This is a genomic window from Microcystis aeruginosa FD4 (assembly GCF_009792235.1).
Lineage (GTDB): Bacteria > Cyanobacteriota > Cyanobacteriia > Cyanobacteriales > Microcystaceae > Microcystis > Microcystis viridis.
The window spans coordinates 294,298-308,729 of the sequence record NZ_CP046973.1 but is presented as its reverse complement, the minus strand read 5'-3'; the positions used below and the strand labels follow the sequence as shown (position 1 = coordinate 308,729).

At 42.5% G+C, this 14,432-nt stretch carries 11 protein-coding genes, 1 tRNA gene and 1 pseudogene; 9 read left to right on the top strand and 4 right to left on the bottom strand.

Annotated elements, in window-relative coordinates:
- Positions 1-3 precede the first annotated feature (3 nt).
- Both GQR42_RS01485 and GQR42_RS01480 read left to right on the top strand, forming a co-directional pair.
- A complete protein-coding gene (locus tag GQR42_RS01485; RefSeq protein WP_233271217.1) occupies positions 4-525 on the top strand; it encodes a transposase in 522 nt (173 codons plus the stop codon).
- A 3-nt stretch (positions 526-528) separates the two neighbouring features.
- A complete protein-coding gene (locus GQR42_RS01480; RefSeq protein ID WP_158198638.1) occupies positions 529-1,824 on the top strand; it encodes a tetratricopeptide repeat protein in 1,296 nt (431 codons plus the stop codon).
- A gap of 98 nt (positions 1,825-1,922) precedes the next feature.
- Here the strand turns inward: GQR42_RS01480 and GQR42_RS01475 are convergent, their stop codons facing one another.
- Positions 1,923-3,002 (bottom strand): IS630 family transposase, encoded by a 1,080-nt coding sequence (locus GQR42_RS01475; protein WP_158198637.1) that lies wholly within the window; start codon positions 3,000-3,002, stop codon positions 1,923-1,925.
- Positions 3,003-3,769: 767 nt separating this feature from the next.
- Positions 3,770-4,376, bottom strand: a pseudogene (locus tag GQR42_RS01465) (RNA-guided endonuclease InsQ/TnpB family protein); the annotation flags it as partial.
- Positions 4,377-4,788: 412 nt separating this feature from the next.
- Between GQR42_RS01465 and GQR42_RS28185 the strand changes: the two are divergent.
- Both GQR42_RS28185 and GQR42_RS01455 read left to right on the top strand, forming a co-directional pair.
- Positions 4,789-5,076 (top strand): hypothetical protein, encoded by a 288-nt coding sequence (locus GQR42_RS28185; RefSeq protein WP_233271216.1) that lies wholly within the window; start codon positions 4,789-4,791, stop codon positions 5,074-5,076.
- A 24-nt stretch (positions 5,077-5,100) separates the two neighbouring features.
- Positions 5,101-5,499, top strand: coding sequence for a hypothetical protein (locus GQR42_RS01455; RefSeq protein WP_158198636.1), 399 nt, complete (start codon positions 5,101-5,103; stop codon positions 5,497-5,499).
- Positions 5,500-5,511: 12 nt separating this feature from the next.
- Here GQR42_RS01455 and GQR42_RS01450 read toward each other — a convergent pair whose 3' ends face one another.
- Positions 5,512-8,625, bottom strand: coding sequence for a hybrid sensor histidine kinase/response regulator (locus GQR42_RS01450; protein WP_158198635.1), 3,114 nt, complete (start codon positions 8,623-8,625; stop codon positions 5,512-5,514).
- Positions 8,626-8,731: 106 nt separating this feature from the next.
- Here GQR42_RS01450 and GQR42_RS01445 point away from each other — a divergent pair, with 106 nt between their 5' ends.
- Positions 8,732-9,394, top strand: a complete 663-nt coding sequence (locus GQR42_RS01445) for a class I SAM-dependent methyltransferase (protein ID WP_158198634.1) — start codon at positions 8,732-8,734, stop codon at positions 9,392-9,394.
- Positions 9,395-9,537: 143 nt separating this feature from the next.
- On the opposite strand, the gene GQR42_RS01440 is transcribed toward GQR42_RS01445, so the two are convergent.
- A tRNA-Ser gene (locus tag GQR42_RS01440) sits at positions 9,538-9,624 on the bottom strand.
- Between the two features lie 239 nt (positions 9,625-9,863).
- On the opposite strand from GQR42_RS01440, the gene GQR42_RS01435 reads away from it, so the two are divergent.
- From GQR42_RS01435 to GQR42_RS01420, 4 genes are all read left to right on the top strand, one after another.
- Positions 9,864-10,805 carry a homogentisate phytyltransferase gene (locus GQR42_RS01435; RefSeq protein ID WP_158198633.1) on the top strand — a complete coding sequence of 314 codons (942 nt, stop codon included), beginning with the start codon at positions 9,864-9,866 and terminating at the stop codon, positions 10,803-10,805.
- The gene (locus GQR42_RS01430) at positions 10,802-13,051 is read left to right on the top strand and encodes a hypothetical protein (protein WP_158198632.1); all 2,250 of its coding nucleotides are present in this window, start codon (positions 10,802-10,804) and stop codon (positions 13,049-13,051) included. The genes GQR42_RS01435 and GQR42_RS01430 overlap by 4 nt, the downstream gene beginning before the upstream one ends.
- Before the next feature lie 152 nt (positions 13,052-13,203).
- Entirely contained in the window at positions 13,204-13,572 is a 369-nt protein-coding gene (locus GQR42_RS01425) for a 2Fe-2S iron-sulfur cluster-binding protein (protein ID WP_158198631.1), read from the top strand.
- A gap of 14 nt (positions 13,573-13,586) precedes the next feature.
- On the top strand, positions 13,587-14,408 hold the full coding sequence (locus tag GQR42_RS01420; RefSeq protein ID WP_158198630.1) for an inositol monophosphatase family protein: 822 nt from the start codon (positions 13,587-13,589) through the stop codon (positions 14,406-14,408).
- The last annotated feature ends 24 nt before the right edge of the window (positions 14,409-14,432 follow it).

Genomic DNA, 14,432 nt, shown 5'->3' with positions numbered 1-14,432 from the left:
GCGATGGCTCGAGGGTTTGCTTCTCGTCTGAGAATTCTAAAATTATTAGAAGAAAAAGACAAACACTTTATTCTAAGAGTTAAAAATAATATGACTCTAGAAATGCTGGAAAATGGACGGTGTAAACTGGGAAAAGGAAAAAGGCAAGTAGAGGTAAGAGTAGTAGCTTTCTGTGACCTAGAAAGTCGGACTGAATTTCGGATAGCAACGGATTTACCTTTAGAAGGGAAAGGAGCGGTAAGTAATGAAGAAATCGGGGAAATGTATCGACAAAGATGGCAGATAGAACTCCTATGGAAGTTCTTGAAAATGCCCCTTAAACTCGACAATCTCATCACCAAAAATGAAAATGGAATTCGGATACAAATCTATAGCTGTATTATCGCCTACCTAATTTTGCAATTAATTGATATTGCGGAAGATTTTGGAAAAAGCTTATTAGATAAACTACGCTATTTACAGAGTTTTATGTGTCAACATATCAGCTATGTACACTGGTTTAGGAAAATTGTCTATTCAATTTGAAAAATGGCGTTTTGGGGTTGTTATGTTCTTAAATGTAAAGTTTTGTTACGAGATTCAACGTTTCTGGAGTTTCACAGTAGTATTTTACAAAAGCAAAGTGCTGTTTATAAATATTTAGAAAATTATGAGCAAGCATTAACAGTGATTAATCAGGCGATTTCTCTGTTTCCCAATAACCCCAATTACTATAATGAAAAATGGGTAGTATTAAGTGAATTAAAACGCTATGATGAGGGATTAGCCGCAATTAATAAAGCGATTGAACTTGCGCCTCGTGCTGCTTGGTATGGCAATCGTGGGCTTCTTTACTTTAACCAACAAAAATACGAATTAGCTTTAGCTGACTACAACCAAGCTATTGAACTTAATCGTAATTTTGCTATGGCTTACAACAATCGGGGGGTTCTTTACTTTAACCAACAAAAATACGATTTAGCCTTAGCTGACTACAACAAAGCTATTGAAATTAATCCTAATTTGGCTCAAGCTTACGTCCTTCGGGGGGGTGTTTACGGTCGCCAAACGAAATACGAATTAGCTTTAGCTGACTTCTACGTAGCTATTAAACTTGATTCTAATTTTGCTATGGCTTACAACAATCGGGGGGTTGTTTACTATCTCCAACAAGAATACGAATTAGCTTTAGTTAACTTCTACGTAGCTATTAAACTTGATTCTAATTTTGCTATGGCTTACTACAATCGGGGGAATCTTTACAAAGACCAACAAAAATACGAATTAGCCTTAGCTGACTACAACAAAGCTATTGAACTTAATCCTAATTCTGCTATGGCTTACTGTGGTCGGGGGAGTCTTTACATTCTCCAGCAAAAAGACGAATTAGCTTTAGCCGACTATAACAAAGCTATTGAACTTGATTCTAATTTTGCTATGGCTTACTACAATCGGGGGTATTTTTACTATCTCCAACAAAAATACGAATTAGCTTTAGCTAACTTCAACCAAGCTATTGAACTTAACAAAAATGCTTCGTTTGCTATGATGGGCATCGGCTTAGTTAAGTATGAACAAGGGTCAATAAGTGAAGCAATTAAACAATTAGAAAAAGCACTAATAATTAACAATCAATCAGCCGAAATTCAATTAGCTTTAGCCGTTGCTTTTTATCACCAAGGCGAAAAAGATAAAGCATTAAAACTCGCTGAAAGTGCTTTAAGTATTAATTCTCAACTTGCCAATATTGATTTCCTCAAAAAGATTTTACGGACAAACAAAATTTTTGCTGATGTTCAAAAATTATTAGCACATCCTGAACTAAAAAATTATGTTAATCAGTAGTCCGTAGGTTGGGTTGAGCGAATAAATATGTTAAAGAAAACCTCTCAATTCTCAGGGAAAGCGAAACCCAACACCCAACACCTAAATCTATAGCGCACCTAAATGAATTGTGAAAAAGCATCGTATTTCTTAAGGTTAGGAAAATTAAATAATTGAAATTTGGCAAAAAACTCGAACAAGCGTTTAACCACTCGAAAATTTTTGGCCAACCAATAAAATCTTCTCAAAAGATTTTTTAACTGTAGCCAAATTGCTTCTACTGGATTTTCTTCGGGAGCGTATCGGGCAAATTTATGACAGGTAATCTGCCAATCTTCTGGGGATAAACCCTGATTTTGTTCAGTAAGGAATTTGATCATCTCTTCTCCTGAATGATAGGAAGCTCCATCCCAAATAATCAGTATTTTTCGCCCAGGGTTGCTTTGAATTAGTTTTTTCAAAAAATCTACTGTATTCTCTCCATTTCCTGCTTTGTAAGGAGCTAAAATAAATTCTTTTTCCACTAAATTTAAAGCTCCATAATAAGTTTGTCTCTCTTTTTCATTCTTAATTTTTACCAAAGTTCTTTCGGGTAACTCTGAGGGATTTTGACCTTCTTTTAGTCTTTCTTTAATAAAGTTCCAGAGATGACCTAGAACATCTTTCCAGACCAAATGACATTCATCAAGCAAGTACACCGCAAGCTTTCCCGACTGAATCTCCTCTTTTTTGCTCTCCAATAATTGACTGATTTCTTCATTCTTTTTTTTTACCTCTTCTGCATCTTTTTTCGGGTTTACTTGTTCCGCCTTTGGCCAGCTAATTCTCGCTTCTTTTAGCAATTGGTAGTAGCTCTGTCTCGATTTAAACACAACCTCATAAGTTTCTAGTACATAAGTTTCTAGCTCCCAAATATCCCAGTGACTCTGGTTGATAATCCATTGAATTAATTCTTGTTTTTCCTCGGCATTTAGATAGGGTCTCGAACCTTTATACTTCAAGATAATCCCCTCAATTCCTGCTGAAATAAATTCCTTTTTCCATTTAGCAATGAATCCGGGGGTCACTCCAATAATTTCTTGAATTGCTCTATAAGCGTATCCCGACAAAGCCAGCTTAACCCCTAAGGCTCTTTTCAGTTCCCGGGAATCGGGATTAGTTTTGATGAACTCTTCGAGAATTTGAAGTTCTGCTTCCATTTGATTCTCCAAACACTTATATTTGTCTTCCTTTTATTCTAAAATATTTCGGGATTGTTGTCGGCATTCTAGTTTACATATCATTTAGGCGCACTATATCTGAATCTTTTTGTTGGGTTTCCTTGGGTCTATGGTTGGGTTTCCTTACGTCAACCCAACCTACGGTAGTTTCCTTCGGTCTATGGTTGGGTTTCCTTACGTCAACCCAACCTTGCATTATCCTTTTTGTAGTACAAAAATTAGCACAAAAAAGAGGGCAACAAAGCCTGAAACTCCTGACTCCGTTCGGCGGTTCGGCTGAGATCACCGTCGAAGCCTGAGAATCACGGCCGAAGCCTGACTCCTGACGACCGACTCCTAACCCCACCAACGAACTTTTTCAGCAAACCCTAATTAGGGGTCTCAAGACCCCCCTACTGGGCGCAGAGAAAACCCTGACTAGCTAAGTCTTTTTACTCAAGTCTCTAGAGGGGGACAGCCAATGTGACAGTTGAGGGTGCGAAATGTGGGATAAAATGACCCGCAGACAAGTAGAAAAAGAAATGGCCGCTGTCGGTTTAGTGCCAGAAGAAATCATCGAGACTTTGCCCCAGCAACATTTAATGATTTTCCAAAAGGCTGGTTCTTCTGGTTAATTTTATCGGCAAGCTTGGGTATCATAAGATTTTCGGCGTTGCTGATTTGAGATATGAATCTTCTTGTGTGGGATTTTTAAAACCTAGACCCAAACTAACTTTTGGATGGGTGCAAGGTTGTCATTCATACCTTGATTCAGCAACGCCAACTTTTAAACCTACATCCAATCCCACACATCTTTTTGTTGGTTCTAGGGGTTTCGCATATTCCCGAATATCAACGCTAAGACAGAATTGGACATAATAACCATCCGCTCGTTTAACAATCCTAACTCGTTTAATTTGGTCGATAGGGTAAAAGTTTAAGTCTCTAGTTCCTTTTAGTTTAACTCTGCCAATGTTTTTCTTATCGGTGAAAGTGATTTTCTTTCTATCCTCCGATAGTTGACCCCCAGAGTTTTTGTATTCCACAGAACGATTATTTTTCTGAAACTTAGGATAACCCTTTTTACCTTTTATTTTTTTCTTACAATTGTCATAGAAACGAGCAATAGCTGACCAGGCGCGTTCGGCTGATGCTTGTCTAGCCGTAGAATTTAGAGTATCAACAAACTTGAACTGAATGGCCGCGAACTGCACAATATTTATTGAGAGAATATTTATCGATTTTGTCTTCTCTCTTGGCATCCATCCAAAGCCTTAATGCTTTGTTTCTGATGAATTGTACTGTACGAATAGCCTCATCAATGGCAGAACATTGACTCGGTTTGACCACAGCTTTCATTTCTAAGACAATCATTGTTTATCGACCTCAAACAACTATTTTTATGCTAACGCATCCGCACAAAATTGTCAAGGATTCAATCGTGCTTCGTGTCACTGAGCCTTTACATTGAGCGGCCCGAGTGAGCCTCGCCGAACTCCTGTCGAAATGTGTCGAAGTGCTTTTTTATACTGGTCGGGTTTCATCCCGTCAGTGAAACTGAGGGTCTTCACCCGACACTTAAGATAAACTAGCTAGAAATTATCCAGATAATCGGGAGTTACAAGAAGCGGCTGCTGTAATTAAGTCCCTGCGAAGCTCTCAAGGACAATATAAACGATGGAATCAGCAATATCGAGATGATAATAGTCATTTAAAAGACCAAATTGTTGAAATATCTGCCCCTAATATTGACCTGCAAAAAGAATTAGATTCTTTAAATTCAGAAATGCGGAATTTAACTGAAGAAAAAGCCAAAATTACGGCGGAGAGCCAGAAAGTTATTGCTGAATTAAAGCAGATCGAAATGGAAGTAAAAGTGGCGGCTCATAATGTCCGTAGTACCAAGTCTGTATATGGAAAGCTAACTATTTTATGGACTCTAGTAAAATCTCTATTTCTCGATGATAACTGGGAAGATTTTGGTTCGATCGATAATAACTTGCCCTCCGATCCTGACCGGCCACAAATGGGGAGTGGTCGGTCAAATATCAACAAATCTTTGCTAGATAAATAAATCAGTTAAGGAGTAAAATCAATCATGTCTAGAATCAGTAAATTAATTGCTAATCTAGAAGATTTGCACCAGCAGTATCTAAAAAATGCTGCCCAGGTTTACGGAATTACGGCCACTTTGACTGTCCGCTTGCAAGAAGTTTTAAATAGTTTAAGCGATCATGATTTGAATATTGCCCATAAGTCTTTGCCCGAAGGAAATTTAACTAAAGATGATATTATCTCCCTTTACGGTAACTATAATAATGCCTATAAAGCCTATAAAGAAGCCTACAATATTAAATGCTCAAAGGGATGGGAGGCATTTTTACAAGCGATTCATGGTTTAAAACCTCCTGCTCCTTCTCTTAGTTTAGAGCAGCGGGTTGAACAATTAGAGAAAACGGTAAAAACCCTAGTGGAAATTCTCCTCGATAAAACTTAAATCCCACTGAACTTAATCCACGGAATTTTCTTTTTGGATTAATACCTCACCAGCGATTAAACGTTGGGCTGCCGACAGTAACACATCCTCAATATAGGGCTTGACAAAATAACCTTTTGCCCCTTTAGCGGCGGCGAGATGCTGCATTTTTTGCGCTCCTCGCGAGGTAATCATCGCTACTGGTATCCCCTGAAGTTGTTCATCCCTTTGCAGACGAGAGAGCAATTCTAACCCATTCAGACGAGGCATTTCGATATCGCAGAGAATCAGATCACAAGCTAATCCGGCCCGTAATTTTTCCCATGCTTCTAAACCGTCCCGGGCCTGTTCAATGCGATAACCGGCTTTAACAAAAGAAATCGCTAACATTTCCCGCACCATTACCGAATCATCAACAATCAACACCAGAGGACTCGATTGTTCCCAGAAATTAGGAAGATTACTGTCAATAATCGTTTTATCGGAGGATAAAGGCCGATTAGAAGTCGCTTTAATACTATTAGCTAGTAACACTTCCCCTGCAATCATTCTTTCAGCCGCCGAGAGTAAATCTCTTTCCGTGTAGGGCTTGGTAAAATAACCACTAGCTCCTAATGTCGCCGCCACCTTGCGATGACGTTCCGCTCCCCGAGAAGTCAATAAAGCCACGGGAATCGCCGCTAATCGGGGGTCTTTTTGCAAATTATACAGTAATTCTAGGCCATTCATGCGGGGCATCTCGATATCGCAGAAAACGATATCACAGGGCAAACCACCGCGTAATTTTTCCCAAGCTTCTTGACCATCCCGGGCCTGTTCCACAAGATAACCGGCTTTACTAAAGCTTAAAGAGAGCAATTCACGGACAGTAATCGAATCATCGACAATCAGAACCATAGCCTCCGATTTTTGGCTAGTTTCCACCGCTACGGGGGGGGCAGGTTGGCGCCAAAGACTACCGTTATCGGTACGCAGACGACCCCTGGCGATGTCGATTAACTCTAACACATCGCCGATCGGCATCACCGTACCATCGCCTAAAACCGTCGCCCCAGCAATCCCAGCCGTTTTCGGAATCGGTCCTTCGATCTGTTTGATCACGATCTCCTGTTCCCCGATCACTTGATCCACCTGTACCGCTAGGAGATTATTACCACCGCGCAGGATCACGATCGAAAAAGAGTCTTCCTCCTGTTTGCTGGTGTAAAAACTACCGCGACTTAGTTGCCGATTATGGGAAAGCAATTCGCTCAAGGGTTGGAAGGGCAGTAAAGTATTTTGCCAGAAAACGCAGCGCCGTCCCTCCCGATCCCGATGGATATCGCCAGACCGGAAATCCTTCATATCTTCCACTCCGTCCATGGAGAAACCGATGCGCGCATGATTACTAACACAACAGAGGGCCTTACAGATGCTCACGGTTAGGGGTAAACGGATGGTAAAAGTGGTTCCTTGGCCCAGTACCGAGTCAATAGTAACAGTCCCGCGCACATCGATTAAACTGGTACGCACCACATCTAAACCCACCCCACGACCGGCAAAATCATCGGCCTGATCTTTGGTACTAAAACCGGGGTGAAAGAGAAGTTCATAGACTTCTTGGGGACTGAGGTGTTGAGCTTCCCGATCGCCGATCAGGCCTTTTTCGAGCGCCTTGCGTTTCACCCGATCAGCATCAATACCGGCCCCATCATCACCAACGGTGATCACGGTTTGATTTCCCTGTAGGAATGCCCGGACAGAGATCTTACCGTGGGCAGGTTTCCCTTTGGCCCTGCGTTCTTGGGGTGATTCAATACCGTGGGTGATCGCATTGTTGACCAGATGGGTCATGGGACTATTGAGATGTTCGAGGATCATCTTATCGATGAGAACATCACCCCCTTCCACTTTTAATTTGGCTTGTTTATGTAGTTTCAGGGAAATATCGCGAATTGCCCGGGGTAGGCGATCGGCAGTTTGACTAAAGGGAACCATGCGCGATTTGGTCATCCCTTCCTGTAGTTGGGTGGTAGCCTGTCGCAGACTGCGCGTCACCCGATCGGTTTCATCGACGACAAATTGAATATCAGAGGCCGATTCTCGCACGCGCACGATCAATTCGATCATCTCTTGGGATAATAAATGGAAATCGGTAAAATGGTCGATCTCTAGGGCATCTAGTTCCCCGGTCATAGCCGAATCGCCCTGATTTTCTCCCTTAACTCTACCGTAACCGATGGCACCGCTGGGATTGCGACTAGCCAGTAAAGCCCCTTCTAGGAGGGTTCTTTCATAGAGATCCTGCATCCGACTGCCCACATCGCTGAGATTTTGAACTTGGTTAAGCAAATTATCCAAAAAGAGACGCAGGCGCTCCTGTTCCTCTTCAATGCGATTGCGTTTAACCACCAGTTCTCCGATCAGATTGCTGAGGTTATCCAATTGTTTGATCGGCACCCGCATCGTCTGTTCAAAAGCTTTACTGACACGGGGACGCAGGTTATTTAACCCTAGCGATGGACTGAAACTGGCCGCCGGAGTTGCTGCCATCACCTGATTGGTTTCTTCGATGAGTTTTTCTAAATCCTTGAATTCAGCCTCTAGGGGGCTTTCCAGGGCAATTTCCCGTGATTCTAACCGTTGGAGATGTTCCGCCGCACCCACCCAGTCCGCTGCTGTGGATTCCGAGAGAAGGGACTCTAGGGATTCAAAGATGTCTGGTAGTGGCGATTGCCCTGGTGGGGTGGGTTTTTCCAGAAAAGCTTCTAAGTCTTCGAGGCTGTCGTAAAAATTGGGGTGGCTGATGGTTATAATTGCTTCTGAGTCCAAGACCACCGCCTTTTCTAGCAGCAGCGATGCGAGATCATCCCCATCTTCCGGTTCTGACTTTGGAGAGGTTCCACGGGTAGAATGAAGATCATTACTGGGGGCATCTTCCCAATTGATACTACCGCCAAAAAGTTCCTCTAATTCCCTTTCCGAGGGCAAGGAAGACGGGGTTTGGCCAAAAGAGACCCCTGACTTGGCCGCCGGAGAGTCACTCTGCTCCCATAAAAAGCTGAGTTCGTCTAGAGTCTCATTACCGTCGGTGTCTTTGTCTTCTAAACTCTCTAACAACTGTTCGAGATCTTCGTTAAAGAGATGATCCGAGTCGGGTTTCATCATGATTTGCTTCCTGCCAAGTCTTCCTTTTTGGTTAACCAATACGGTCTCTCTAGCTTCAGATTACCCAGAATTTTACCCGATAACTTCATCCACTAGGATTTTTTTTATGGCTAATCAAACTCTTGGACTCGATCGACAATTCTATTCCTATTATCAATCTATCTGTCTGCGAGAGTCTCCTATTCTAGCTCAATTACGTCAAGAAACTGCCTCTCAACCCCTGGCAGTCATGCAGATTGCCCCCGAACAAGGTCAATTTATGGCTTTTTTGGTACAGGCGATCGGGGCGAAAAAAACCCTAGAAATAGGGGTTTTTACCGGTTATAGTTCTCTAGTGGTGGCCTTAGCTTTACCCCCAGAAGGCAAGCTCATCGCCTGTGATCTAAGCGAAGAATATACCAATATAGCCCGCCGTTATTGGCAGCAGGCCGGTGTCGCCGATAAAATCGATTTAAGAATTGCCCCGGCTCTGGAGACTTTAGATCAATTAATCGCCAGGGGAGAAAGTAATAGTTTCGATTTTGTCTTTATCGATGCCGATAAAAGTAATTATGATCGCTACTACGAAAGGGCATTACAATTGGTCAGAACGGGCGGAATTATCGCTATCGATAATGTTTTTTGGTCGGGACGAGTAGCGGCGGCCGATAGCACCGATAATCGCACAAACATTATCCGTTCACTTAATGCCAAAATTCAGCAGGATGAACGGGTAAATATCAGTATTATTCCTATTGGTGATGGTTTGACCCTGGCCATGAAAAAGTGAAGAAGTTGGGGAGAATAGAAAAGCTTTTGCTCTTAACAATCAGGGTTGATTTTTGTTGTCCCAATTTAGTCACCAGTCGGAAACCAGCCAACAACTCTACATCCCTTAAGATGCTTAACGACAGCACTAAGTTATCAGTTCAACGGAGAGGGTGGGATTTGAACCCACGTTAGGTGTGACCCTAAAGCAGATTTCGAGTCTGCCGCATTCAACCACTCTGCCACCTCTCCACAGGGTTTGAGTCTGGATTATCATTTTAACAGATTACTTGTCCTCGGATTGATTTTTTTTGATAGACCTCCTGCATAATTGATTTTTGAGGGTTTAAAAACGTCAAAAATAACGATTAAGCGGCATAAAATATCTAAATAGACCATTTAATTGATTATTATTCATTCCTAATTCTCCTGACGACCGACTACTGACTCCTCACCAACCACGACAATTTTTGATTTTTACCAGAGGTCTGATGAATCAAGCTCCTTTTCTTCCAGTTAACCATCCCCAGCCTAACTTTCTCGACCGGTTAGGGAGTCTCTGGAAATTTTCCCGTCCTCATACGATTATCGGCACTTCTTTGAGTGTTTTAAGTCTGTATTTAATTGCTTTGGGCAATATTAGCGATTTTTTTAGCCATTGGTCGGTTTTATTGCTCACTTGGGTCGCTTGTCTTGCGGGTAATATCTACATCGTCGGTTTAAATCAGTTAGAAGACATCGACATCGATAAAATCAATAAACCCCAGCTTCCCCTAGCCAAGGGCGAATTTTCTCGGTTAACAGGCGGGTTAATCGTGGTTTTTACTGGTATTTTAGCAATTATACTGGCTTTTATCGGTGGTTTTTGGCTGTTAATCACCGTGGGGATTAGTTTACTCATCGGCACTGCCTATTCCTTGCCACCAGTGCGTTTAAAACGCTTTCCCCTCTGGGCAGCCTTCTGTATTTTTACCGTCCGGGGTGTTATCGTCAATTTAGGTCTTTTTCGTCACTACAACACAGTTATTAATCAAAATCAGTCTATCTATCCCTCAGTCTGGGTTTTAACAGCTTTTGTTCTTGTTTTCACCGTTGCGATCGCTATTTTCAAGGATGTTCCTGACCTAGAAGGCGATCGCATTTACCAAATTACCACTTTTACCCTCCTTCTCGGCCCTGAAAAAATCTTAACAATTTCCCTATTGACAATTTCGCTATGTTATGCAGGGATGATTGCCGTCGGTCTCTTGGGGATAACAGGAATTAATTCTTCTCTGGCCATTATTGCCCATCTGCTCCTACTACTTCTTCTTTGGTGGCGTAGTCGCAGAGTAAATTTAGAAGATAAAAGCGAAATCAGCCGATTTTACCAATTTATTTGGAAATTATTCTTTCTAGAATACCTGATATTTCCCCTAGCTTGTTTACTATGAAAATATCTCCTTTTTTAGCGGCCATTCCCTTACTTTTGCTAGGTGGTACAAGCGCACCTAGCCAAGAAACGATCAATCCGCAATTATTAACTGGCAACCTTCGTTTAACCCTGAAACATGGCGTTTGGAAACTGTGGCAAGATAAACCCGTTTATCAATATCTGACCCTAGATTTAACCTGCGATCGCGCTGTTTGTCAGCCATCGGTGTGGGGATACGCACCCAAATTCAATCAAGAAGTGGATCACCAAGGTACGGTAAAAACGATTAAATTAGACAATGCTTGGCGATTACAGGTGAAAATAAACATTCAAACTGACCACTGGCAAGCGGAAGTCAGGGAAGCTATCTATAATATCGAAATTGTCCCCTACCAAGACCAACTTATCGGCAGTTATCAAGGCACGTTAGGGGGAAGAAGACTACAAAACACAGTTAATGGCACAATTTCCCCTTTATGGCCTAATCCTGTCCCTAATTATCAACCGCTACAAGCGCGAGAACATCCCCGTTTAATCTTTCGCAAGTCAGAATTAACTAATCTCAGAGAAAAAGCGAAAACTCCCATCGGTCAAACTATTATCGCCCAATTAAACAACAGTTTACAGGAAAAAATTTATTACGGTGGTTATGTGCCTAATGGGGGTTATCATGCCACAGGTCATTGTTTTTTAGCAATTTTAAATCAAGATCAAAAATCAGCAGAAACCGCCTGGGAAATTATCGAAAAAACCCGTAAAAATCGGGGAAGGAGAGTCTTAGAACAAGCTCCAATTGTCGCCGGAGTCGCTCTCGCCTACGATCTTTGTTATGATCTTTGGGGAGAAACGCGCCAACAGGAAATTACTCATTGGTTATCCAGTGAAAGTAAAAAACTTCTCAAAGGTGATTCACCCAAAAATGGATGGAATGGAGACGCAGTTAGTAACTGGAATGCGCGGGCCAGAGGTGCTGCCGGTTTAGCTAGTTTAGCGATTCTCAAGGAAGATTTACCACCGGATTCTCTCTATTATCCCTCTGCACAGGTGGAAATGGCTAAACGTCACCTAGAACGCTATTTTACCAAAGCTATCGGCGATCGAGGATTTGGCACGGAAGGAGATTTATACACCACCGAACCGATGGTTATCGGTGTTTTTCCTTTTTTGCAAGGGTATCGAAATAGTCTCGGATTAGACTTAGTAACCGGTTCCTCGGCAGCCCAATTGATCCCCCATTATTTAACCAGAATTGTCCCTAAAAATGGTCAATTATTGATTCCTGCTTATGGCAGACATCAGACTTTTTTAGGAGTGTCTTTATTAACTATCGGATTGGGAATTACCGATAAATCATGGCTGCCAGCAATAAAATGGCGATTACAAGGTCAAGAAAAACAACTTTTTCACCCCCATTATCCTCATATTGCCCCTTTTCTTCTTGCTGCTTATCCATCTAATCTTACTCCCGAAAATCCCGAACGCCAACTTTCCCGCGTTTTAGTTGATCAACAAAAGGGATTTTATGCTTTTCGTAATCAGTGGCAAAATGAAGAGGATTTTGTCGCTAGTATCTATCTCAAACAGCAACCTTTTGTGGGGGGATGGTCTTTTCCCGATGTCGCTAGTGTGAGAATTTGGGGATTAGGAGGACATTGGGCGAGTTTTGAGGGGTCAGAAGGTGACTGGAATTCGGAAAATACGGTTATTTTCCCGAAAACCCTACCTTGGTACCAGGCAAAACCGATATCTTTTCAATCTAGTCCCGATGGTTCGGGAGTAATTACGTTAAAAACTGATAAAATCAGGGTTAAAGGAGATAATTCAACCGCAGGAGTGGCTCTAGTTCGATCTTTCGCCGTCGATTACAGTCTCTCCTCTGGTTCCCCCGGATTATTCGTCTTGATGGATAAATTATTAGGTGAAGTCGAGCAACCAGAATTTATTAATAAAACTTGGGTGATGAATACCCAGGGAAATGTCACTCTCGGAAAAAATAGTTTTACTATCACTCAAAATAGGGCAACTATGCAGGGAACTTTTATCACTCCCGTGACTTTAAAAGTCGAGAAAACTAATACAGGTGAGCGCATTTTAGCCACGGGTAGCGAGGAATTTTTTCTGGTGATGACCGTGCAGAAAAGTCGCCCCCCAGCAGTTAAAATTATCGGTAAGGGATTAGATGCGATCGTGCAAATTGGCTCCCAGGAAATCTCAATTATTGACGGTGCAGTTAGATTAAAAGAGATTAAGTTTCAAGAGCCATAAAAATTGGCAAGTGACCCAAGAAAAGTTAACAGTTGTCAAGGAGCATTTGTCAAGATGATAAGCATTTGAGCAATGATTTATGATACAGTCAAGATGACTGATCAAAATAGCACTATCGAGAATTGCATCGATAATTTCCGCCTAACTAAACTATGACTAAATATTATCAAATCACCGTTAACAATCGTCAGACGGGCGAAAAAATTACCACCACCGTTCCCGAGGATAACTATATACTCCACAGTCTGGAAAAACAGGGCTATCAATTACCCTTTTCCTGTCGCAATGGAGCTTGTACCAGCTGCGCGGTCAGGGTATTGTCGGGGGATATCCATCAACCAGAAGCGATCGGACTATCGCCGGAATTAAAAGCCAGAGGTTATGCTTTACTTTGTGTCAGTTATGCCCGTAGCGATATGGAAGTAGCCACCCAAGACGAAGATGAAGTCTATGAATTGCAATTCGGTCGCTTTTTTGCTCGTGGAAAAGTGCGTTTTGGTTTACCCTTAGATGAAGAATAGATTCGGGATTAATCGTGCCAGATACCAGCAGCCAATTGGAAAAATACCTAGACATTGCCAGCGAAGCCGCCCTAGCGGCGGGAACAATTATCCTCGATAATTGGGGTAAAATCGAGACAATAGAAGAAAAAGGGAGATCGGGCGATTTAGTGACGGAAATAGATCGTCGAGCGGAAACAGAAATTCTCAAAATTATTGGCCGTCATTTTCCCGAACATGGGATTTTAGCGGAAGAATCGGGAAAACTGCCAGGCACGGACAGCGAGTATCTCTGGGCGATCGATCCTCTCGATGGAACCACCAACTATGCCCACGGTTATCCCGTATCCGTCGTCTCCATCGGACTACTGATCGCAGGGATAGCAAAAGTGGGAGTCGTCTATAACCCCTTTAGAAACGAACTATTTCGGGCGGCCCGGGGTTTAGGGGCCACCCTGAACCGTCGTCCCATCCATGTCTCCCGGACCAGTGAACTAGAAAAAAGTTTACTGGTGACGGGCTTTGCCTACGATCGCTGTCAAACCCCCGATAATAATTATGCCGAATTCTGTTATCTGACCCATCTGACCCAAGGGGTACGCCGCAGCGGTTCCGCTGCCAAAGACTTAACCGATGTGGCCTGTGGGCGCTTAGATGGTTATTGGGAACGAGGAATTAATCCCTGGGATCTGGCCGCAGGAGTTATTCTGATCGAAGAAGCTGGGGGTAAAATTACCGCCTACGATGAGAGTCCTTTTTTGATAGAAACGGGGCGAATCCTGGCTACTAACGGACAGATTCACACCCCCTTAAGCCAAGCTCTGCAAAAAGCGGCCTCTTGGAGCTTTCAGTTTTAACTTGAATGTCAGCAGAAGTCCCTC